A 20064-nucleotide genomic window follows, 5' to 3' on the forward strand; every position below is an offset into this window, starting at 1 on the left:
GGTGTCCGGATCGGTCTACGACGGCTTGGAGCGCCGGCGGACCACCTCGCCTCCGAGGACGTGGGCGACGACAGCGTCGACCATGCCCTCCGGGATCGGCCGGTGAGCGACGAACCGGCGATAGAAGAACGGGCTGGTGAGCAGGTCGGTCGCCAGCTCCACGTCGAGGTGGCCGGGCAGCTGGCCGCGCTCGCGGGCGCGGTCGAGCACGACGAGGACCGGCTCGCGGCGGCGTTCGGTCAGGTCGGCGTGCAGGGTGGCCAGGGCGGGGTCGCGTTCGGCGGCGTCGACGAACGCGGCGAGCAGCCGCGGGAACGGCGTCTCCTCCAGCAGCCTGACGAACGCGGTGAGCAGCTGTGCGACGTCGGTCTCGACCCGGCCGGTGTCGGGCACCGGGAACGGCTGGAACGTCGCGTCCATCGCGTCGACCAGCAGGGCCCCGGCGCTTTGCCAGTGGCGGTACAGCGTGGCCTTGCCGGCGTTCGCTCGCCGGGCCACCGCCTCCATGGTGAAGCCGGGCAGGCCGTGTTCGTCCAGCACCTCCAGGGCGGCGCGCAGCACCCGCTGACGGGCGCCGGCGCCCCGCGAGATCGGCTCCCTCTGCTCGCCCTGCTTCCGCTGCCTGGTCGAAGTCGAAGCAGGCTTGGCCGAAGACATTGCCCCACCTCCATCGAGACGCTACCGTTCCACGTTAAGAGAACGGAACCGTATCGATAGCGGGTATGCGGTCCCGACGGGAGGTTGCTCGATGACCCGAACCATGACAGCGTTCCGGCCGGCGGACCAAACGTCTCGAACCCGAGCACGTTGGCGCCCCGGCGTCTACTGGACGGCTACCGCGCTCGTGGTCGGCGAATGTGCGATCGGCGGCGCGATGGACCTGCTGCGGATGCCGCCCTTCTATCCGGTGATGATCGAACTGGGCTATCCCAGCTACCTCGCCACGATCATGGGTACGGCGAAGATCGCCGCCGCCGTGGTGCTGTCGGCGCCCCACCTGCCCCGGCTGAAGGAGTGGGCGTACGCCGGCGTCATGATCAACCTGCTCGGCGCGATCGCATCGACCATCGCCGTGCACCAGCCGACAGGCAGCCTGATCGCTCCGTTCGCATTCGCCGGCCTGACCCTGTCGTCGTGGGCCCTGCGTCCGCCCAGCCGCCGCCTCTGACGAACGACGGCATACCGCCGAACGCCTGCGGACAAGCGCGTCGCCGTCGGCCTGGCAGGCGCTCCTGGCCGGGCCCCTGGTCATCCACGAGTAGACGACCGACCTGTAGAGCCGGGCAGGCGTTCGGCGAGACCGATCCCCACTCGCGCACGTGGGGCCGACTCAGTTGATCCGGGCGAGGAAGTCGAGAACCCGACGCGTGAGCAGTTCGGTGGCGGCCTGGTCGTACGACGGCAGCGAGGAGTCGGCGAACAGGTGCTCCTTGCCCGGATACAGGAACAGCTCGGCGTCCTCCACCGAGCCGACCAGCTCACGCGCGGCGTCGAGGTCTCCCTCGTCGGCGAAGAGCGGGTCACCCTCCATCCCGTGCACCTGGACGGGAACACCCGCCGGCCACACGCCGAACTCCTCCACCGGCAGGCACGAGTGGAAGAACAGCGCCCCCTTGGCCCCGTCGCGGTTCTGGGCCAGTTGCTGCGCCGGCATCACACCCAGCGAGAAGCCCGCGTAGACGAGGGCGTCACCGAGTTCCTCGGCTGCTGCGATTCCACGCGCACCGACGGTCCCGAACCCGGTCTGCCGCGCGTAGGCCAGACCGTCCTCGAGCGTCTCGAACGTGTGCCCCTCGTAGAGATCGGGGACGTGGACCGTGTGACCGGCCCGGCGCAGCTCGGCGGCGAAGCCTTCCACCCCCTGGGTCAGTCCCTGCGCGTGGTGGAACAGCACGACCTCTGCCATGGCTCGCTCACTTTCAGGTGCCAATGATCCAAATATCTCGAACGATCGACGATGCTAGTCTGATCCAACCATGTCGAGCAACACCCCTGCCCCGGACTACGACCTCGACGACCGGCTCGAGCTCACCACGGCCGAGCAGGTGCGGGCGATCAGCGACCCGTTGCGTACGACGCTCCTCGGCCTGCTGCACGAGCGGGCAGCGACCGTGACGGAGCTGGCGGCAGCGGTGAAACGGCCGAAGAGCACGGTGGCCCACCACGTCAACCTCCTCACCCGAGCCGGTCTGATGCGCGTCGTGCGCACCCGGCGGGTCAGGGCGATCGAGGAGCGGTACTACGGCCGCACCGCGCGGATGTTCTACATCGGGCTCGGCCGGCACTCCCCCGACGGTGACAAGCTCCCGCACGACTTCAACGACTTCGACGTCGCGGCGAAGGAGTCGGCCGCGGCGTACGAGGACGGCCGGATGCGTGCCTTCCTCCGGCACGCGCGGATACCGGAGGAGCGTGCAGCGGAGTTCTGGCGCCGCGTCGACCAGGTGATTCACGAGTTCGACCAGCTGCCTCGCTCCGGGGACACGGTCTACGGCTTCGCGGTCGGGCTCTACCCGATGCCCGACTACCCGATCCTGCCGCCGGCGTCGGCGTCGGAGGACGACTCGGGCTGAGGGACGTTCATGGAACGCCGCCGTCGCGAAGTCGTTTGCCGTACACGACCTGCGGGCCGTCCTTGTGCGGTTCCCCCGGGCCGAGCAGCGTCCAACCACAGCGTTCGTACAGCTTCCGCGCCCTGACGTTGGCGGCCTGCACGTGCAACTGCGCGCCCTGGTACCCGGCGGCCACCAGGGCACGCTCGGCGAAGGCCAGCACGGCCCGGCCGTACCCCAGACCCCAGTACGGCGGCGCCACAGCGACCAGGCTGAGGTGCGCCTCGACCTCGGACGGAACCCCGCGAACACCGTCAGCCGATCGCAGCGGGCTCCCGAAACAGCAGGCCACGGTCTCCGCGGCGCGTTCCCCGACGACCACCACGGTGCGCGGCGCGTCCAGGCGGGCGCGGACGACCTCCACCAGCCGCCGGTCGGCCACGACGGGCTCGGTGGCGCCGAGCCGACGTGCCGTCGCTCGCTCGTACAGAAGGGTCACAGCCGCCGCCACTCGACTGTCGGCCACCCGGAAGACGACGCCCCCGACGTCGTGCAACGTCATGCGGGAGAGCGTAGGCCGGAATCCGGACAGCCGGGGTCCGTCCACGGCTCCGGGCTGATCGTTCATGTGGGCATGCCGGTCACCGTACGACGGCGCACCGACACCGAGCGACGGGCTTTCCCGGGTGACGCCTGCTAGAAAAGGTCATGTCCACGACGTCGGCCGGCAGCGATGCACCCAGCGACAGCGACTCACCCAGCGGCACCGGCACGACCGGCGGTACCGATCGGACGGACTACGGCGGGTGGTTCCAGGACCCGCTGATCGTCGAGGTCTACGACCGTCGGCCGCCCTATCCCCACGAGCTCGTCCGGCTGCTGGCCGAACTGGCCGGGCAGGCCGATCTCGCCGCCGGCGACACTCCACGGGCGGTGCTCGACATCGGCTGCGGGACCGGCGAACTGGCGCGGCGGCTCGCACCCCTGGTCGACCGGGTCGACGCCGTGGACAGGTCGGCGGCGATGCTGGCGCGCGGCCGGGAGCTTCCCGGAGGCGACAACTCCAAGCTGCGTTGGTGTCTGGGCACGGCGGAGGACGCCGAACTCGATCCGCCGTACGCCCTGATCACCGCCGGCGAGAGCCTGCACTGGATGGACTGGGACGTCGCGCTGCCGAGGTTCGCCCGGGCGTCGGCGCCGAACGCCGTGCTCGCCGTGGTCGAGCGGTCCTGGGACGGGCCGCCCGCGATGAGCTCCCGGCTGGGTGAGATCTTCGCCCGACACTCCCCCGTACGCGGCTATCGGCGCCGGGACGTGCCCGGTGAGCTGGAACGCCACGGCCATTTCACCAGGCTGGGTGAGCGATCGTGCGGCCCCGAGGTCTGGCGGCCGACGGTGGAGGAGTTCGTCGAGGCACGGCACTCACAGGTGGGCGGCTCCCGTACGCACATGGGAGAGGCGACGGTGACGGAGTTCGACCGGGCGATCCGCGCCCTGCTCGACGACCTCGTGGCGGCGGGTGACGTCCGCCGGGTCGGCGACCGGCTCGACCTGCGCGTCGAGGGGCGGGTCACCTGGGGGCAGCTCTACGCCTGATCTCGGCCGGGAGGACCGGGAGGGTTCCCCCGGGGACTACACCTCCCCCTGCCGGCCGTGGTGGTCCACGAGTGTCACGAGCAGGCGGGTCAGCTGTTCGCGTTGCGTCGGGGTCAACTGGGCCAGCACCTCGTCCTCCACCCGGGCGAGCAGCTTGTCCAGTTTCAGCAACTGCCGCCGCCCCGACCTGGTCGGCGTGACGACGTTCCGCCTGCGGTCGGCAGGGTCGGGTGCGCGTTCGACCAGGCCCTGGTCGGCCAGTTCGCTGACGACCGAGACCATGTCACTGCGACAGATGCCGGTCCGCGCGCTGAGTTCGGCCTGGCTCGCGGGCCCGAACTCCTCCAAGGTCGCGAGAACCGCGTATTGCCACTTGCGGGCATCCACGCATGCCAACTCCTCGTTGACACGCCGGTCGGAATGGATCGCAGCCAGCGAAACTGTGGCGCAACGTCGCGCCCGCGGTCGGTCTCGCCACCCGTCTCATCGCACCCGACCTGATCGGGATCGCGTCGGTCACCTGGCTCCGGAGGCTCGGCGGATCTCCTCGGCCAGGTCGGACCCGGTGGTCGGATAGTCGCGCCACTTCCCTGCGCCGGTCGCGGCCGGGTCGGCGAGGATGCGCTCGTCCACGCGGATGGGCGCGCCCGTGATGCAGGCCAGGCACAGCGCGTCGCTCGGCCTGGCGTCAACCTCACCTTGCCCAGCCGGGCCGTCCAGCAGGACCGAGGCGTAGAAGCTGCCGCCGGCGAGTTCGGTCACCCGCACCTCGGTGACCCGCGCGCCGGTCGCACCGAGCAGGTTCGCGGTGAACCGGTGCGTCGTCGGGCGCGGCATCTCCACGTTCTCCACGATTGTCGTCAAGGCGACCGCGGCGTCGGCGAGTACGCCGATCGGAAGCTCCCGGGAGCCGTCGTTCTCCCGAAGAATCACGAGATGGATCCTGGTGCCGGCGTCCTCGCCGCCGGGCCGCCGGATCCCCGCCACGCAGACGTCCACCCAACACGGCTGCGTCGACGTCGCGGCCACCGGAGTGTGTGACATGAAATCCTCCCAGGCAAAGGGAATCAGCCGCCGCGCGCACGCACCGCGGTCGTGAGGCTCACCCCGTCAAGTGTGCGGTCGGCGGTCCGGGAGGTTGGCTCCGTGCGCGACCCGTGACCGAAATCGGGCACGATACGGCAGGCAGAACCCAGGTGGTTCGAGCGCCGAGCACAGGAAGGCAACCCGATGAGCCGGGAGACGAGCGAGCAGTACCCCCAGTACGCCCTGCGGCCGATCGGCCGGGTCGAGTCCGCACTGCATGATCCGGCAGCCGCACCCAAGCAGGGCGACGAGGGAGCACCCGAGTCGACCCTCGTCTTCGTACCCGAGGTCGAGGACGGCCTGCGCGACCTGCGGCCCGGCGCAGACGTCCTCGTACTGACCTGGCTGCACCGCGGCGACCGGGACGTCCTCGCCGTCCATCCGCGCGGCGACCGGACCAGGCCGCTCACCGGCGTCTTCAGCACCCGATCGCCGGACCGCCCGAACCCGATCGGCCTGCACCGGGTGCGCATCCTCTCCGTGGACGGCACCCGGATCCGGGTGGCAGACCTGGAGGCGCTGGACGGCACTCCTGTCCTGGACGTGAAGCCGGTGCTGGACCCCGGCACCGAGCGCTGACCGCCGAGCGCAGGCGCCGCGACCAGCACCGGAAGTGGTCGGAGCGACTCCGGCCGGGCGGTGGAAGGATGGCGGGGCCAGACCCGTGCGCCGTCCCGGCGCCCCGGGTCCCGCGAGCAGAGCGAGCAGAGGAGTCTCCGACCGTATGACGTCGCTCAAGGTCTTGTTCATCGGCGGCACCGGCATCATCAGTTCGGCGTGCGGCGCCCGCGCCGTCGAGTCCGGCGTCGACCTCACCATCCTCAACCGCGGTTCGACCTCGATACGCCCCGTGCCCGACGGTGCCGAGGTGATCCAGGGCGACATCCGCGACCCCGAGTCAGCCAGGGCGGCGCTGGGCGACCGAGAGTTCGACGTGGTGGTCGACTTCGTCGCGTTCACGCCGGACCACGTGCAGACCGACGTCGACCTGTTCACCGGCCGCACCGGGCAGTACGTCTTCATCAGTTCCGCCTCCGCGTACCAGACTCCCCCGGCCCGGTTGCCGATCGTGGAGTCCACGCCGCTGCGCAACCCGCGCTGGGAGTACTCCCGCAACAAGATCGCCTGCGAGAACCTCCTGGTCGAGGCGTACCGCACGAACGGGTTTCCGGCCACGATCGTGCGCCCGTCCCACACCTACGACCGGACCGCCATCCCCCTCACCGGCGGCTGGACCGACCTGGACCGGATGCGCCGCGGCGCGCCCGTCGTGGTGCACGGCGACGGCACCTCGCTGTGGGCGCTGACGCACCACGTCGACTTCGCCAAGGCGTTCGTCGGACTGCTGGGACAGCCGGCCGCCGTCGGGGACAGCTTCCACATCACCTCCGACGAGTCGCTGACCTGGAACCAGATCTACACCGCGATGGCCACGGCCCTGGGCGTCGAGGCGAAGCTGGTCCACGTCGCCTCGGACACGATCGTCGCCGCCGAACCCTCGCTGGAGGGCGCGCTGCTCGGCGACAAGGCGCACTCGGTGATCTTCGACAACAGCAAGGTCAAGGCGCTGGTGCCGGACTACGTGGCGACCATCCCGTTCTCGGCGGGTGCCCGCGAGATCGTCGAGTGGCACGACGCCCACCCCGAACGCCAGACCGTGAACGACGACCTCAACGCGACGTTCGACAAGCTGATCGCCGCCGCCGGCCAGTAGCCGGCCTGGACCTGACGGCCAGCGGGCCCGCGGGTCGGCCGCTCGTACCGGCAGGAAACAGCACGCTCACCCGGGTCGGCACCACACCCGACCCGGGTGAGGCCGGTGTGCGTGACCCTCGTCCCGGCGTGGTCGGGACGGACCGGCCCTCCGGCCGTCCTTTGTCCCCTGGGTCTGCCCGCGGCCCGACCCGCATCGTGGGTTTGGCACCCACCGGCGACTCAGGTACGCGACCACCGCGAGGGGGACGGTCCGGTCACGACCGACCGAGGCGGGCTCGGGCTCGAACCAAGCCCCACACGGTCCGTGCGACGCCCCGTCGGTGGGTGCCTCCTACCCGGCATCGCGCCGCAAGGAGGCCGGACGTGGCGGTCATCGCACCAGAGCGCCCCGAACTCCCCGAACGCCCGTCGCGCCGCGAGCGCTGGAAACGTCGCAGACGCGGCAAGGCCGACCAGCCCGGCAAAGCCGGCAAGGCCCGCAGGCCCCGCAGGCGCGGCAGGCCGGGAACCGGCAGGCCCGGGCGTCCGAAACGCACACCCATCCGGCGGCGAGTGCTGCGACGGCTGGGCCGCCTGGTCGGCCACCGCCCGGTCTGGCGGAAACCGAAACCCCCGCTGCGGTTACTCCCGCAGGCGACGAAGGTGTCCGCGGTCGGCTTGGTGGTCGTTCTCGCGCCGGGCGGCACGGTCCTCGGCCGGGTGGTGCGGCTGCTGGTGGTCGTGGCCGCAGCCCTGCTCGTCCTGCGCGCCCAGCGTGGTGGCGCGCCGCGTCGGCGGGCCAGGCTGGCCACCGCGGTCGGGCTGGTGGACGTGGCCGCCGGCTTCGGGATCGGGTTGCCGCACGCCGGCGCCGACGGCCTGTCGCTGCGTTCCATGGCCGGGGTGATCCTGGCCGTTGTGGGACTGCCGCTGCTGCTGGCGGGCATCCTGGCGTACGCCCGAACGGTGCGCCGGTGGCTGCGGCTGCCCGTCCTGGTCGCCTCGGCGGTCGCGGGGGCGGTGCTGCTGCCGCCCATCGTGTCCGGGGTGGCCGCGGTGAACCCGCCGCCGGTACTGCTGGACAAGCTCGACCCGGGCGACAAGGGGTTCGTGTACGACGACGTGGAGCTGCACACGTCGGACGGCGTGCTCCTGCGCGGGTGGTACATCCCGTCCCGCAACTCCGCCGCGGTCGTCCTCGCGCCCGACGCCGGCATGACCCGCTCCAACGTCCTGCCGCAGGCGGCCCTGCTGGCCGAGCACGGGTACGGCGTCCTGCTGTACGACCCGCGCGGCACCGGGCGAAGCGAGGGCGACGCCATGGACCTCGGCTGGACCGGCGAACGCGACATCTACGCGGGGGTGAAGTTCCTGGCCCACCACTACGGCGTGCGGCGCTCCAAGATCGGGGTGATCGGCCTGGGCCGGGGCGGCGAGGCGGCGATGGCCGCGTCGGCGCACGACGGCCGGATCCGCGCCGTCGTCGCGGAAGGCGTCGGACGGCGCTCCCCAGGCGACACCCTGCGGATCCCGGGCACCCCGACCGGTTGGCTGCAGCGGGTCACCGAGAACGTCGAATACGCCACGGCCGCGGTGCTGCGAGGCTCGCTTCCGCCGCGGAGCCTGCGCCACGACATCAGGGCGATGCGGCCGCACAAGCTGCTGCTGGTGGCCGAGCGCGGGCAGATCCGGGCGGGCCAGCTCTACCGGCGTACCGCCCCGGGCACGGTCACCTTGTGGAAGCTGCCCGACATCCCGAGCCTGCAGGCGTACGCGACCCGGATCGCTGCCTGGGAGGACCAGGTGATCGGTTTCCTGCAGAAGAACCTCAGGCCTCGCCAGGTGCCGATGAGTTCCTGACCGGCGGGAACGCCAGGTGTTCGCGGATCGCCACCGACTCGTCGATCGCCACGAACGCCTCGACGAGGTAGCCGCGCGCGTCGTGGAGGTGGGCCATCTCCTCCAGGGCGTCGGCCAGCAGCGCCTGGTCGTCCTGCCACGCCCGCTCGCTCAGCCGGACCGGCCGGGCACCACCCAGCTCGTCCTCGGGCAGCGCGGTCGTCAGTGCGTCCTCAGCGAGCGCGTCGTCAGCCCGGACAGCGTCGGTCAGGACACCATCGGCCAGCGCGTCGTCGCGTAGGGGGTCGTCGGGAAGGGCGCCGGCCTCGTCGGTGTGCCGGGATTCGTCGGGCAGTACGGCGTCCGCCGGCACCGCCTGCTCGTCTGCGAACCTCGCCGCCCGGGACCGCAGCAACGCGATCGCCTCCTCGATCGCCTGGGCCGCCTCCTCCGACTGTCCGGTCGCCCGGCAGCGGACGCCGAGCAGGTAGAGGTCGCGGGCCAGGACGTGTTCGGCGTCGGCGCCGGAGGAGTCGACACCGGGGACGTTCGCGGCGAGCAGTCGCCGGTCGACCGCCACGCGTTCGGCAGTGAGCCGGATCGCGGGCACCCGCCGGCCCATCCCCCACATGAGTTCGGCGAACTCCACCAGTAGCTCCGCCAGCGGCCACAGTTGGGCAGGCGAGCCCGTCGCCAGTCGCCGGCGGAGGGCGACCGCCTCCTCCAGCGCGACGATGGCGGCGTCGGGCCTGCTCTGGGCGCGCAGCTGGACGGCAAGGCAGCGCAGGGCGTACGCCAGGCCGGCGCCCGCGCGCTCGGGTTGGACGTCCAGCTCGTGCCGGAACAACGACACCGCGAGGTCGGCGCCGTCAAGCGCCTCCGCGTGCTGGCCGAGGGCTCCGCGCCACTGCGCCACCTCGGTGAGCAGCGCCGCCTGGACGCAGCGGTACTCCGCCGGATAGGCACCGGCCATCAGCTGGAAGTACGCCAGTGGCCGGACGCCCTGTTCGAGTGCTTCGGCATAGCGTCCGAGGGCGCCCAGCTGGCGGGCCAGCTCGCCCTGGGCGCAGAGGTACGGGACGGTGTAACGCCAGCATCCCCGCCGGAACAGCCGTTGGTACAAAACGACCGCCTCGCCGTAGGCCGCGAGCGCCTCCTCGTGGCGCCCGGCGGCGGCGAGCAGGCCGCCCAGCCGGCTCAGCCCGGTGGCCAGAACGGCAACCGCGGTCCGGCTCGGGGCGACGTCCAGCGGCCGCAGCAGGCTGACGGCGCGTTCGGCGGCGGCCAGGGCCTCCCCGGGCCGTTCGGCGTGCGCGGAGACGAAGGACAGGGCAGACCGGGTGGCGGCGAGCGTCACGACGTCCGCGGTCTCCTGTCGTTCCGCGAGCGCGACCGCCTCCTTCGCCACCTCGAGCGCCTCGCCGACCCTGCCGAGATCGGCCAGCCGCTCGGCGAGCGCTCCCAGGGCCCGGGCCAGCCGGGCGCCGTGCCGGCCGGGCCGGCGGGCGTCCAGGGCACGCCAGCAGTGCACGCCCGAACGCGCCGCCGAGGCCGCCTCCTCGCGCCGATAGTGGAACGCGAGCTGCTGGGCGGCCCGGACCCACACGGCGGCGAGCCACACCGGACCCCACACGGGCACCACCCTGGCCGCCACCCGGGCGGAGGCGATGCGAGCGCGGAGAACGATCACGGGGCTCCCTACCAGTCGTGGGGGGCGGCTCACCCAAGGGCAAGCTCACCGAGCCGGTCGAGCTGGGGCGTTTGCCGAGATCATCTCACCGCTCGGGCTCTCGGTCACCCCATTGGTTCCGCAGCCAGCGATCTGCCGAACATCTTCAGGGTGTCGTCCAGCTGAGAGTGGCGGCGGCTGGGCAGCGCGTCCAGGGGAACCATCCCAGGGCGCCGAACTTGTGCGGCTCTCCGATCGAGACGGTCTCCGGTGCAGGGCTCGTCCCGGCGTGCGCAGTGGATCGACGCCTCAGAAGTGGGTGAGCAGGTCGGTGAACGCGTCCAGCCGGAGTACGCCGTCGTCGGCGGGGTCCACCTCGTCGTGTTCGAGGACCCAGGTGTGCTCGTTGGGGATGAAGACCGCGTTCATCCCCGCCCGGCGCGCCGGGTTGATGTCGGACTTCGGCGAGTTGCCGATCATCCAGGTGCTGGCGGGCTCCAGAGCGTGGGTGGCGGCGAGCTCGACGTAGGTGTCCACCCGCTTCTCCGCCACGATGTGGATGCCGGCGAAGTGGTGCGCGAGGTTGGACGCGTCGATCTTGCGTTGCTGCTCGTCGATGTCGCCCTTGGTGAGCAACCGCAGCTGGTGGCGCCGGCCGAGGGTGTCCAGGGTCTGCGCGACGCCGGGCAGCAGCTCGACCCGGTGCTCGATCAGTGCCACCGCGAGCTCGTCGATCTCGGCACGCTCCCGTGCGGTCGCGGGCCGGGCGCGCAGGTGCTCCAGGCACTCGCCGAGGCTGCGCAGGAACACCTTGCTGCCGTACCCGTGCGTGACGGCGTTGGCGGCCTCGATGTCGTCGAGGATGCGCCGGATCTCGGTCCGGTCGAGGGTGGGGTGTTCGAGCCAGTCGAGGTAGTCCTCGATGACCCGCTCGAACAGCAGGTTCATCTCCCACAGCGTGTCGTCGGCGTCGAAGATCAGCACCTGGCCGGGTGGTATCGGCGTGGCCGGGGCGGGGCCGGTGCTCGTGGAGCGGGTCGTGGGTGTGGTCATGCCGGAACCTTCGGATAGGCGTCGTCGAGGATGCCGGCCAGTCGCCGGCTTACGGAGGGGGCGGCGAAGCTCGCGGTCAGCGCCGCGCGGTTGACCTCGCCGAAGTCGGCCAGGGTCCAGCCGAACGCCTCGGTCAACCGGGCATACTCCCTGGTCAGGTCGATGTCGGTGACCGCCCTGGTGTCGGTGCTGACACTCACCGGGACGCCCGCGGCCCGCAGCGCGCCGACCGGGTGCGCGGCGTAGCTCGCGACCGCTCCGGTCTGGACGTTGCAGCTCGGGCACACCTCCAGGTGGACCCCCTCGGCCGCCAGCCGGGCCAGCAGGTCGGGGTCCTCGACCGAACGGACGCCGTGACCGATGCGCCGGGTGGTGGTCTTGTCCAGTGCCTCCGTCACGCTGTCCGGACCGCCGCCCTCGCCCGCGTGCACGGTCACGCCGAGACCCGCGTCGGCGGCCAAGTCGAACGCCGGCAGGTGGGTGTCGAGCGGGTGGCGGGCCTCGTCGCCGGCGATGTCGAACGCGACCACCGGGCCGATCCGGGCATGGTGCACCGCCAGCCGCGCCGTACGCAGGCTCCGCTCGGTGTCGTAGTCGCGCAACGTGCACAGGATCAGGCCTGCGTCGATGCCGGTCGCCTCGGTCTGGCGTACGGTCTCGTCGCTGACGGCCGCGACCACCTCGTCGGCGGACAGGCCGTCCTCCACGTGCACCATCGGCGCGAACCGGAGTTCGGCGTACGCCACGCCGTCGGCGGCGAGCTGGGCGAAAGCGTCTTCCACCGCGATGCGCAGCGCTCGCTCGGACTGCAGGACGGCGCGGTAGTCGAACGTGTAGGTGAGGTAGTCGCCGAGGGAGTCGCAGACCGGCGGGGCGACGAAGTGCCGGTCGTAGTGCTCACGGGAGATACGGGGATCGATCCGGCGTACGGCGTCGTAGCTCAGGCCGCAGTCGAGGTGGCTGTGCAACTCGATCTTGGGCAGGGCGCGCAGCTCGTCGGTCATGTGGACACCTCCTCCGGCGGGCACGTTACACAGCGTGGCTCGCCGTTCCGAGGGGATAAACGCTCTCCAAGCGGGACTCACCGCAGTATCTGACAATCCGATGGCAGGTTCGCCGCCCGGGCCCAGCCGGCTGTGCGAGACTCCCGGCCATGCCCACGCCCGAGCCGCACCTGTCCGCCGTCTCCTCAACGGACGTTCCCGGCGCCGCCGCGAACACCGCCGGCGCGACGAGCCTTCCGGCTGCCGTCCCGCACCGGCACGAGGCCTTCCTCGCGGGACTGCCGAAGGCGGAACTGCACGTGCACCACGTCGGCTCGGCGTCCCCGCGCGTCGTGGCCGAGCTCGCCGCGCGGCACCCGAAAGCGGGCGTGCCGGCCGACGAGGCGAAGCTGGCGGAGTACTTCACGTTCACCGACTTCGCGCACTTCATCACCGTCTACCTCAGCGTGGTCGACCTGGTCCGCGACGCCGAGGACGTCCGCACCCTGACGTACGGCGTGGCCGAGAACATGCGGGCTCAGGGCATCCGGTACGCCGAACTCACCGTCACGCCGTACTCCCACATCCACCGCGGCATCCCCGGCGAGGCGTTCATGGAGGCGATCGAGGACGCGCGGCTGACCGCCGAACGCGACCTCGGCCTGGTCCTGCGATGGTGCTTCGACATCTCCGGCGAGTCCGGGATCCCGGCCGCCGACGTCACCCTGGACGCCGCCACTCGGCTGGCACCCGAAGGCCTGGTCAGCTTCGGGCTCGGCGGCCCGGAGATCGGCGTCGGGCGCCCGCAGTTCAAGCCGCACTTCGACGCGGCACGCGCGACGGGCCTGCACAGCGTGCCGCACGCCGGTGAGACGACCGGGCCGGAAACGATCTGGGACGCAATCAACTATCTCGGCGCCGAACGCATCGGGCACGGCACCTCCGCGACCCGCGATCCCGACCTGCTCGCTCACCTCGCCGAGCAGCGGATTCCGCTCGAGGTGTGCCCCACCTCGAACATCGCCACCCGCGCGGTGCCCACGCTGGCCGAGCACCCGTTGGCGGACATGGTCGCAGCCGGCTGCCTGGTCACCGTCAACTCCGACGACCCGCCGATGTTCGCCACCGACCTCAACCGTGAGTACGCCGTGGCGGCCGACCTGCTCGGCCTGGACGAGTACGGAATCGCCGCCCTGGCCAAGAACGCCGTCACCGCGTCGTTCGCACCCGAGGATGTCAAGGCGCGCTTGACAGCGGAGATCGACGGCTACGTCACGAGCTGGACCTCCTCGTAGTCAGCGCACGCCTCTGCGCGGCATCAGGAGCGTGAGGAGGGCGGGAGGCTGCGCCGTCCGGTCGTAAGACGACCACTCCGCGATCCAGATCGACGCCGAACGGCGGAGCGCCCTGCGGGTCCTCCTCGCGGATCAGCGAGACCGACTCCCGGTGTTCAAGCTCGGTTCGCTTCGTCGCGTGGAAGACCGCCGTGAACTCGTTCAGGTACGTCGACGACAGCGGCGTGCCCTGCCGCCTGCCACGGCGCTGCTGCACCTTGTCGTACGCCCAGAAGACGACGAGGAGGACGACCACCGCCGGAATGGTCAGGCCGAAGACCAGCTCCACAGGTTCACGGTAACCGGCGATCGGGCGATCGGTGTCCGGAAACGCGACGCAACTCCGCACAGGTGCCGGTGGCCGCTCGTAGGCTCCAGACATGAACGATCTCACCGCGTTCGCGGAGCTGGTTCCCCTCGACCACGGCCTGTGCGTGCTCAGCACATTGCGGCGCGACGGCGGCATCCAGTCGTCGGTCGTCAACGCCGGCGTCCTGGAGCACCCGCTACGCGGCGGGCAGGTGGTCGGGTTGGTCGCCATCGGCGGATCACGCAAGCTGAGCAACCTGCGCGCCGACCCCCGCGCCACGGTCGTCGTCCGGGCCGGCTGGCAGTGGGCGGCGGTCGAGGGCGACGTCGACCTCATCGGACCCGACGACCCGCATCCCGACGTCGACACCGAGGCACTGCGGTTGTTGTTGCGCGAGGTGTTCTCGGCGGCGGGTGGTACGCACGACGACTGGGACACCTACGACCGGGTGATGGCACAGGAGCGGCGGGCTGCCGTGCTCGTCGTCCCGCGCCGCGTCTATACGAACGCGCAGACCTCGTGAACCGAGACGACGTGCTGGCCACCTGCGCCGCGATGCCCGGCGCGGTCGAGGACTATCCCTTCGGTGAGGGCGTGGCGGTGTTCAAGGTCGGCGGCAGGATGTTCGCCCTCGTGCCGCTCGAGGGCAACCCGACCACGAATCTCAAGTGCGACCCGGACCTGGCGCTGGAGCTGCGGGCACGCCACCCGTCCGTGCGCCCCGGCTACCACCAGAACAAGCGGCACTGGAACACCGTCGAACTCGACGGCTCCGTCGACGACGACGAACTGCGCTGGATGATCGACCATTCGTACGAACTGGTCCTCGCCAAGCTCCCACGGGCCGTCCGCGCCCGGATCCCCACGTACTGACCTTTCCCAGAACGCCTCTCGGCGCCGGGTGCATGGGTGATCCTCAGGCGGCTGTGACCACGCCTTCGCGATGCCGCCGAGCCCGAGGGAGACCGGCGATGCGCACACTGTCCGAACAGGTCGTCGTGGTCGCCGGCGCGTCCAGCGGAATCGGCCGCGCCACCGCCGCCGAGTTCGCCTCCGCGGGTGCACGTGTGGTGGCCGCCGCGCGTGGCCGCGAGGGCCTCGACTCGCTGGTGGAGGAGCACCCGGGGTCGGTCGTCGGCGTACCCACCGACGTCGCCGACCTGTCGTCGGTGACGGCGCCGACGTGGCGGTAAGCCTTTTCGGCCGCATCGACACGTCGGTGAACGTCGCCGCCGTCTGAACACCGCGCCGAGTGACCGTCAGCTCGCGTGCGACCGCGTGGCGTCATGTCAACTGGTGGTTGTCACTGTCCAGAACGGAGCCTGTAAGGCCGCGATGGCCGTTGTGGGCCAACTTCGCTCATCATGATCGATCCCGGTGTACGTGGTTAGACCACGGTGCAGTAGCGTTCGGGCACCCGACCCGCTGGTCCACATCACTGCACCCGGCGTTCCCCCGTCGCTGGTGAGTGGTGACCTCCGTGTGGTCCAGCGGGTCGGGCTCAGCGCTGCGACTGCGCGGCTCACCTGAGCATCTGCTGTGGCTGGTCGTCCGTTCGAAGATGCACCGACGTCGCCCGATCGCCGTCAGCGAGTCCGACGAACCCGGTCTAGTCTTCCCGAAACCTCGACCGAGGCCACTGCCCTCCCAGTGGCGGCAACGGTGTGAGGAGAATCCGGCAGCGGCGTTGGGATTTTCGATGGACGGGGCAGACGGCCAACGGCTCGCGGAAGCGCTCGACGGGTTGACACATGCCCTGTGGAACCACGAGCCACCCGAGGCGTCCCTCGCCTGGCTGACCAGGGCCGCCGTGACGGCAGTGCCCGGCGCTGTGGCAGCCGGTATCACGCTGCGCGACCAGAAGGGCGCGCTGGAAAGTTTCGCGGTCACCGCGGACTTCGTGATGGAAGTGGACGCGGTGCAGTACCGCTCCGGCGAGGGCCCCTGCGTCGCGTCGCTGCGCCATGGGCCGGTTCACCTGGTCAACGACATGGCCGCTGATCCGCGCTGGCCGACGTTCGCTCCCGCGGCGGTGGCCCTGGGCGTCGGCGGCATGCTGTCGGCGCACATGTTCGCCTGGGACGGCATGGCCGGCTCCCTGAACTTCTACGCCGACCGCTCGGACGCCTTCGCCACAGGCGCGGAAGCCGTCGGGCTCATGTACGCGTCCCAGCTCGCCATGACGTACGCCCTCAGCCGGCAGTCGACTCGGCTGCGGGACGCGCTGGCCAGCCGGACCGAGATCGGCGCGGCGCTCGGGATCCTGATGGAACGCCACCACCTCACCAAGGACCAGGCATTCGTCCTGCTGCGGAAGCGTTCACAGCACCACAACACCAAGTTGCGCGAGGTCGCCCGGCAGGTTGTTCGGGTGCAGCAGAGCGGGCGGGTGCCGGACTTCGGCGTGAACATCTGACGTTCGGTGGATGAGTGGTCAACCCGGGCTGCAGTAGCGTTCGCGTGAGGCAGAATGCGCAGGTAGTGCGAGTGGACTACCACAACCGGGGTAGCCGTGGGGATGTGTCGGACTTTCGGCTTGTCTACATCGGGGGGCTGGGCCGCTCCGGCTCAACGGTGATCGAACGGCTCTTGGGTGAACTTCCCCAAGTCTGCTCTGTGGGTGAAGTGGCGCATCTGTGGCAGCGGATGTTGATCGATGGCGAAGCGTGCGGGTGCGGGGAGCCGTTCTTGCGGTGCGCGTTTTGGCGGGAGGTCGGCGAGGAGGCGTTCGGTGGGTGGTCCAGAGTCCGGCCATCGGACATTCTGCGACTGAAGGGATCGGTAGACCGGCTGCGCTTCCTACCGCGTCTCCTTCGGCGCGGCCTTCCGGCGGATCTTGCAGCGCGGGTGGATCGGTACACAGTGATGTACGACCGGCTGTACGCCGCGACGGCCCGGGTGGATGGAAGTCAGGTGGTCGTGGACGGCAGCAAACACGCGTCAATGGCTGCTTGCCTTAGCCATCGTTACGGCGCCGACGACCTGCGGATAGTGCACGTTGTCCGGGATCCGCGTGCAGTCGCCTACTCGTGGGCGAAACGGCGGGCCCGCCCAATGGCAACCGGCGTCAGCAAGGAAAGGGAGATGGCCCGGTACTCGCCCGGCCGCGCGGCCGTGCAGTGGAACGCGGAGAATACCGCTCTGACACTCCTTGCCCGCCGCGGGGTGCCGACCTTGCGTATCCGGTACGAGGACTTCGCGGCACGGCCGTGGGAGACTCTCGCCGAGATTTCCGGCTTCGCCGGCCTTGCTGACGAGGCGCCGTTGGGACCGAACCGTACTGCCGCTCTCTCCCCGACTCACGCTGTGTGCGGCAATCCCGCGTTGTGGCGCTCTGACCACATAACCGTCCGCGAGGACACCTCCTGGCGAAGCGAACTTGGTCTCCGCGACCGCGCCCTCGTGTCCGTACTGACCGCACCAACCCGTCCCCTCTTCGGCTACCGATAGCCGATCAATCAGGCGAGAATCCTGGGCTTCTTTTGCCAACGGCGTTGCTGACAGGAAACCCGGACGACCATGGACGCCAGCCGACCGGGCGCACCGAGCGAGTCGAGCCCAGGAATCTCAACCGCAGCTTCATCAACCGCCGCGCGGTGGCTGGCGTGCGGGAGATCCGGCTGCATGACACTCGGCACACGTGTGGGTCGCTGTTGGCAGCTCTCGACGTGCATCCACCAGTGACGATGCCGATTCTGAGGCATAGCACCGGGGGAGAAAAGAGGCCGGCCCCGATGCGGGAAACCGGCCTCTGACCTGCGGTGGAGCTGAGGGGATTCGAACCCCTGACCCCCTCCATGCCATGGAGGTGCGCTACCAACTGCGCTACAGCCCCTTTGCCCGGGTGGGCGCGGCCTACTCTATCTGGTCCGCCCGGCACAGGCGAAACCAGGGCACCCCTGGAGATCCCGACCGTCCGCGGCGGCCCCGACCGACTTCGAAGCTACCCGGCCGGGCGCCTCAGCGGTCGTCGCTGAGCACAGGCTCGGGTAGGGTGCCGGCGTTCCACTCCACGATCCGCCAGCCTCGCCGGCCCGGCTCGCAGACCACCCACGCGCAGTTGCTCAGCCCGCCGAAGGCGTCCCAGTGCGCCGGCGCGAGACCGACAAGTCGGGCGACTCCGACCCGGGTGGCCAGGCCATGCGAGGCGACCACGACGGTCTCGCCGTCGGCGACGAGCTCGGTGGCCCGGCGGAACGCCTTCTCCGCGCGTTCGGCAACCTCGGCAACCGTCTCGCCGTCGCCGCCGCGCCGGACGTCCTCCCCCGCCTCCATCCGGGCGTGGAGGTCGGGGTGGCGGGCGGCGAACTCGACCTTCGTCAAGCCCGCCCAGGAGCCGACGTGGATCTCCCGAAGATCGGGGTCGTACGTCACTTCCAGCCCCGTCAGGCGGGCCAGCGCCGCCGCGGTCTGGGCGGCCCTGCGCAGGTCGCTGGCCACGATGGCGGCCGGGCGCAGGGCGGCGAGCCGGGCTGCGGCGTCCTCGGCCTGCCGCAGCCCCACCTCGTCCAGCGGGATGTCGGTCTGACCCTGGAAACGGTCCGCGAAGTTCCACCCGGTCCGCCCGTGTCGCCAGACCACCAACCTGCCCGCGGTCACGCGTCGGTTCCGGTGGGACGCGGTCCCTCCGCACCGGGGATACGGCCGGGCATGTCACCCGGCATGTCTCCGGCCAGGTCGCGGGGGCCACCGCCCACGGTGACGGCCTCGGGGAGCTTGATCTCGGGGCAGTCCCGCCACAGTCGTTCGAGCGCGTAGAAGGCGCGCTCCTCGACGTGCTGGACGTGGACGACGAGATCGCCGTAGTCCATTAGGACCCAGCGGTTCTCCCGGTCGCCCTCGCGGCGGGAGGGCTTGTACCCGGCGGCGGCCAGTCGGTCCTGGATCTCCCGGACGATGGCGCCGACCTGACGGTCGTTGGTTGCGGAGCACAGAAGGAACGCGTCGGCGATGGCGAGCCGCTCGGAGACATCGAATGCGACGATGTCGCGGGCCAGCTTGTCAGAAGCGGCCCGGGCGGCCAGCTGTGCCAGCTCGACGGCTTCGGTCGTTGCGGGCACGAGGTCCTTTCTCGCCGATTCCGTGACGAACTTTTCGGAACGGCGTATCTGTTCGACGTAAGGTCCACTCCAGGATCTCACGGCTTGAGGTACATCCGCCTCTTGTTGATGTACTGAACGATGCCGTCGGGGACGAGGTACCAGATCGGGCGACCCGCCGCGACGCGCTCGCGACACTCCGTGGAGGAAATGGCCAGCGCCGGGATCTCCAGGAGGGTGACGGCGTCCTTGGGAAGCCGGTCGATCTCGAAGGTGTGGCCCGGCCGGGTGCACCCGACGAAGTGCGCCATCCGGAACAGCTCGTCGACGTCGCGCCAGGTCAGGATCTGGGTCAGCGCGTCCGCACCGGTGATGAAGAAGAACTCCGCATCCGGCCCCCGCGCGGCCCGCAGGTCACGCAACGTGTCGACGGTGTAGGTGAGTCCCGGGCGGTCGATGTCGACCCGGCTCACCGAGAACCTCGGGTTGGACGCGGTGGCGATCACCGTCATGAGGTAGCGGTCCTCGGCCTCCGCGACCTGCCGGGCACCCTTCTGCCAGGGCTGGCCGGTTGGTACGAAGATCACCTCGTCGAGGTCGAAGTCGGCCTGGACCTCGCTCGCGGCCACCAGGTGGCCGTTGTGGATGGGGTCGAACGTGCCGCCCATCACGCCCAGGCGGGGACGTCGGTCGTTCACCAGGCCCTCCGGACCGCCGGGCTGTGCGTACGCATCTGCGTCGGGCTCAGGCGTGCGGCCGGCCCTTACCGAAGGCGAGCGTGATCGCCAGGAGGATGAACAGGATCAGGAAGGCGATGAGCCCGAACACCGGCCCGGGGACGGGCAGTTCCGGACCTTCCTGTGCGAGAAGTACGACGGACGCCATGGGCGCAAAGCCTACCCCGCACC

General features: G+C 70.7%; 24 protein-coding genes and 1 tRNA gene. 11 read left to right on the plus strand and 14 right to left on the minus strand.

Annotated features, from left to right (window positions below):
* Positions 1-15 precede the first annotated feature (15 nt).
* Positions 16-657 (minus strand): TetR/AcrR family transcriptional regulator, encoded by a 642-nt coding sequence (locus BLU27_RS26570; protein WP_092656310.1) that lies wholly within the window; start codon positions 655-657, stop codon positions 16-18.
* 91 nt (positions 658-748) lie between these two features.
* Here BLU27_RS26570 and BLU27_RS26575 point away from each other — a divergent pair, with 91 nt between their 5' ends.
* Positions 749-1168, plus strand: coding sequence for a DoxX family protein (locus tag BLU27_RS26575; RefSeq protein ID WP_197681585.1), 420 nt, complete (start codon positions 749-751; stop codon positions 1166-1168).
* 162 nt (positions 1169-1330) lie between these two features.
* Here BLU27_RS26575 and BLU27_RS26580 read toward each other — a convergent pair whose 3' ends face one another.
* Entirely contained in the window at positions 1331-1906 is a 576-nt protein-coding gene (locus BLU27_RS26580; RefSeq protein WP_092656311.1) for a dienelactone hydrolase family protein, read from the minus strand.
* A gap of 70 nt (positions 1907-1976) precedes the next feature.
* Between BLU27_RS26580 and BLU27_RS26585 the strand changes: the two genes are divergently transcribed.
* Positions 1977-2573, plus strand: coding sequence for an ArsR/SmtB family transcription factor (locus tag BLU27_RS26585; protein WP_092656312.1), 597 nt, complete (start codon positions 1977-1979; stop codon positions 2571-2573).
* A gap of 7 nt (positions 2574-2580) precedes the next feature.
* On the opposite strand, the gene BLU27_RS26590 is transcribed toward BLU27_RS26585, so the two are convergent.
* Positions 2581-3114: a GNAT family N-acetyltransferase gene (locus BLU27_RS26590; protein WP_157728819.1), complete on the minus strand. Its 534-nt coding sequence runs from the start codon at positions 3112-3114 to the stop codon at positions 2581-2583.
* 146 nt (positions 3115-3260) lie between these two features.
* Here BLU27_RS26590 and BLU27_RS26595 point away from each other — a divergent pair, with 146 nt between their 5' ends.
* Positions 3261-4148 (plus strand): class I SAM-dependent methyltransferase, encoded by an 888-nt coding sequence (locus tag BLU27_RS26595; protein WP_092656314.1) that lies wholly within the window; start codon positions 3261-3263, stop codon positions 4146-4148.
* A gap of 36 nt (positions 4149-4184) precedes the next feature.
* Here BLU27_RS26595 and BLU27_RS26600 read toward each other — a convergent pair whose 3' ends face one another.
* Together BLU27_RS26600 and BLU27_RS26605 are read right to left on the minus strand one after the other, a co-directional pair.
* Positions 4185-4535, minus strand: coding sequence for a MarR family winged helix-turn-helix transcriptional regulator (locus BLU27_RS26600; RefSeq protein WP_241827658.1), 351 nt, complete (start codon positions 4533-4535; stop codon positions 4185-4187).
* A gap of 129 nt (positions 4536-4664) precedes the next feature.
* Positions 4665-5192, minus strand: a complete 528-nt coding sequence (locus BLU27_RS26605; RefSeq protein ID WP_092656316.1) for a bifunctional nuclease family protein — start codon at positions 5190-5192, stop codon at positions 4665-4667.
* Positions 5193-5378: 186 nt separating this feature from the next.
* On the opposite strand from BLU27_RS26605, the gene tsaA reads away from it, so the two are divergent.
* The 3 genes from tsaA (at position 5379) to BLU27_RS26620 (ending at position 8789) form a co-directional block, all read left to right on the plus strand.
* Positions 5379-5813 (plus strand): tRNA (N6-threonylcarbamoyladenosine(37)-N6)-methyltransferase TrmO, encoded by a 435-nt coding sequence (tsaA, locus tag BLU27_RS26610; RefSeq protein WP_092656317.1) that lies wholly within the window; start codon positions 5379-5381, stop codon positions 5811-5813.
* 145 nt (positions 5814-5958) lie between these two features.
* Entirely contained in the window at positions 5959-6948 is a 990-nt protein-coding gene (locus BLU27_RS26615; RefSeq protein WP_092656318.1) for an SDR family oxidoreductase, read from the plus strand.
* A gap of 365 nt (positions 6949-7313) precedes the next feature.
* Entirely contained in the window at positions 7314-8789 is a 1476-nt protein-coding gene (locus tag BLU27_RS26620; protein ID WP_197681586.1) for an alpha/beta fold hydrolase, read from the plus strand.
* Here BLU27_RS26620 and BLU27_RS26625 read toward each other — a convergent pair.
* The 3 genes from BLU27_RS26625 to add form a co-directional block, all read right to left on the minus strand.
* Positions 8758-10458 (minus strand): tetratricopeptide repeat protein, encoded by a 1701-nt coding sequence (locus BLU27_RS26625; RefSeq protein WP_092656320.1) that lies wholly within the window; start codon positions 10456-10458, stop codon positions 8758-8760. The two genes, BLU27_RS26620 and BLU27_RS26625, sit on opposite strands and share 32 nt — an antisense overlap.
* A 288-nt stretch (positions 10459-10746) precedes the next feature.
* The gene (locus BLU27_RS26630; protein ID WP_092656321.1) at positions 10747-11490 is read right to left on the minus strand and encodes an HAD family hydrolase; all 744 of its coding nucleotides are present in this window, start codon (positions 11488-11490) and stop codon (positions 10747-10749) included.
* On the minus strand, positions 11487-12494 hold the full coding sequence (gene add, locus BLU27_RS26635; protein WP_092656322.1) for an adenosine deaminase: 1008 nt from the start codon (positions 12492-12494) through the stop codon (positions 11487-11489). The genes BLU27_RS26630 and add overlap by 4 nt, the downstream gene beginning before the upstream one ends.
* A gap of 149 nt (positions 12495-12643) precedes the next feature.
* Between add and BLU27_RS26640 the strand changes: the two genes are divergently transcribed.
* Positions 12644-13768 carry an adenosine deaminase gene (locus BLU27_RS26640; protein WP_092656323.1) on the plus strand — a complete coding sequence of 375 codons (1125 nt, stop codon included), beginning with the start codon at positions 12644-12646 and terminating at the stop codon, positions 13766-13768.
* Here the strand turns inward: BLU27_RS26640 and BLU27_RS26645 are convergent.
* A complete protein-coding gene (locus BLU27_RS26645) occupies positions 13746-14096 on the minus strand; it encodes a DUF6191 domain-containing protein (RefSeq protein ID WP_197681587.1) in 351 nt (116 codons plus the stop codon). The genes BLU27_RS26640 and BLU27_RS26645 overlap by 23 nt on opposite strands.
* Positions 14097-14187: 91 nt before the next feature.
* On the opposite strand from BLU27_RS26645, the gene BLU27_RS26650 reads away from it, so the two are divergent.
* The 4 genes from BLU27_RS26650 (at position 14188) to BLU27_RS26665 (ending at position 16533) form a co-directional block, all read left to right on the plus strand.
* Positions 14188-14640 (plus strand): TIGR03618 family F420-dependent PPOX class oxidoreductase, encoded by a 453-nt coding sequence (locus tag BLU27_RS26650; protein ID WP_092656324.1) that lies wholly within the window; start codon positions 14188-14190, stop codon positions 14638-14640.
* The gene (locus tag BLU27_RS26655) at positions 14637-14990 is read left to right on the plus strand and encodes an MmcQ/YjbR family DNA-binding protein (protein ID WP_241827659.1); all 354 of its coding nucleotides are present in this window, start codon (positions 14637-14639) and stop codon (positions 14988-14990) included. Before BLU27_RS26650 ends, BLU27_RS26655 begins: the two co-directional genes overlap by 4 nt.
* A gap of 98 nt (positions 14991-15088) precedes the next feature.
* Positions 15089-15310, plus strand: a complete 222-nt coding sequence (locus BLU27_RS26660) for an SDR family NAD(P)-dependent oxidoreductase (RefSeq protein ID WP_172805043.1) — start codon at positions 15089-15091, stop codon at positions 15308-15310.
* Positions 15311-15816: 506 nt separating this feature from the next.
* Positions 15817-16533: a GAF and ANTAR domain-containing protein gene (locus BLU27_RS26665; protein WP_157728821.1), complete on the plus strand. Its 717-nt coding sequence runs from the start codon at positions 15817-15819 to the stop codon at positions 16531-16533.
* A 1346-nt stretch (positions 16534-17879) separates the two neighbouring features.
* Here the strand turns inward: BLU27_RS26665 and BLU27_RS26680 are convergent.
* The 5 genes from BLU27_RS26680 to BLU27_RS29655 all read right to left on the minus strand — a co-directional run bounded on the left by BLU27_RS26680 (position 17880) and on the right by BLU27_RS29655 (position 20041).
* Positions 17880-17952, minus strand: a tRNA-Ala gene (locus BLU27_RS26680).
* Between the two features lie 125 nt (positions 17953-18077).
* Positions 18078-18716 (minus strand): histidine phosphatase family protein, encoded by a 639-nt coding sequence (locus BLU27_RS26685; protein WP_092656326.1) that lies wholly within the window; start codon positions 18714-18716, stop codon positions 18078-18080.
* Positions 18713-19177: a ribosome silencing factor gene (gene rsfS, locus BLU27_RS26690; protein ID WP_092656327.1), complete on the minus strand. Its 465-nt coding sequence runs from the start codon at positions 19175-19177 to the stop codon at positions 18713-18715. Before rsfS ends, BLU27_RS26685 begins: the two co-directional genes overlap by 4 nt.
* A gap of 77 nt (positions 19178-19254) precedes the next feature.
* Positions 19255-19857, minus strand: a complete 603-nt coding sequence (gene nadD / locus BLU27_RS26695) for a nicotinate-nucleotide adenylyltransferase (protein ID WP_241828063.1) — start codon at positions 19855-19857, stop codon at positions 19255-19257.
* Positions 19858-19900: 43 nt separating this feature from the next.
* Complete coding sequence (locus BLU27_RS29655) at positions 19901-20041, minus strand: hypothetical protein (RefSeq protein ID WP_172805044.1); 141 nt, start codon at positions 20039-20041, stop codon at positions 19901-19903.
* Positions 20042-20064: the final 23 nt, after the last annotated feature.

Origin of the sequence: Actinopolymorpha singaporensis, assembly GCF_900104745.1 — a bacterium.
Taxonomy (GTDB): domain Bacteria; phylum Actinomycetota; class Actinomycetes; order Propionibacteriales; family Actinopolymorphaceae; genus Actinopolymorpha; species Actinopolymorpha singaporensis.